Below are 1,168 nucleotides of genomic sequence, written 5' to 3'. Positions count from 1 at the left end.
CCGCACTCGCCGCCCCCTCGATCGCCCGGGTAGACCTGCCGTCCTGGCGCTCGCACGCACTGCCGGAAGTACCTCAGGGGCCCGTGCTCGGCCTTGCCACAGCCGTCTTCACGATGATGCTGGTGGCCAGCCTGGAATCCCTGCTCGCCGCCGTCGCCGTGGACAAGCTGACCGCGGACCGGAGCCGCGAGCGGTCGGCCGGGCCCGCCGTCGAAGGTGACGGCAGTCAGCCCGGCGGCCCCGGCACCGACGCCCCCGGGGCGGGTTCGGCCACACCCGCACCCCCGGTCAAACGCTCCGATCTGGACCGGGAGCTCCGCGCGCAGGGCATCGCCAACAGCGTCTCGGGCCTGCTCGGTGGGCTGGCGGTCTCCGGTGGGGCGGTGCGCAGTTCGGCGAACGTGCGGGCCGGCGCGACCGGGCGCGCCTCCACGGTGCTTCACGGAGTCTGGGTTCTGCTCGCCACCGGGTTTCTGGTGACCGCTCTGGAGTGGATCCCACTGGCCGCACTCGGTGCGCTCGTGATGGTGGTCGGCGTCCAGATGGTGAACTTCGTCCACATCCGAAACGTGCACAAACACCGGGAATTCCTGGTGTACGGAGCGACGATCACCGGCGTGCTGGTCTTTGGAGTACTCAAGGGTGTGGCGATCGGTATCGCTGTGTCGGTGGCCGTCGCACTGCACCGGCTGGCCCGGACGCGGATCACCGTTTCCGATCACGGAGGCCAACATCTCGTGGTCGTGACCGGCCAGTTGACCTTCCTCGCCGTGCCACGCCTGAGCAGAGCGCTGGGCCAACTGCCGCAGGACGCTGACGTGGTCGTCGAGTTGGACGGCTTCTTCATGGATCACGCCGCCTACGAACTGATCCATGACTGGAGCATCGCCCATGCCGCCCACGGCGGCAGAGTCGCCTTCACCGGCAGGTCCGGGGGCAGAATCGCCGAACCCCCCTCTGCGGCGCACTCCTGCTGCCGCCCCTGGACTCCCTGGCGCAACCACCACTGCCACGACCGGGCCGAGCACATGCCCGCCGTCGGTGAGAGTACGAGTGCGCATGCTCACAGCAGTACGAGCACAGGCACGAGCCCAGCGGCGCTGCTGACTGCCGCTGCCGCGGCAGCCGACGCCATTCCCGTCCATCCCACACCGGACGCACAGGAAAC

1 protein-coding gene is annotated in these 1,168 nt (G+C 69.5%); it reads left to right on the top strand.

Going from position 1 to position 1,168, the window contains the following annotated elements; all coding sequences use genetic code 11:
* A partial coding sequence (locus ABZV94_RS41750; protein WP_356350341.1) for a SulP family inorganic anion transporter occupies window positions 1-1,168 on the top strand: 1,168 nt, incomplete at both ends.

Source organism: Streptomyces sp. NPDC004658 (assembly GCF_040609555.1).
GTDB lineage: Bacteria > Actinomycetota > Actinomycetes > Streptomycetales > Streptomycetaceae > Streptomyces.
Note: the sequence above shows the minus strand (reverse complement) of the source record. Positions and strands in the feature narration are given on the sequence as shown.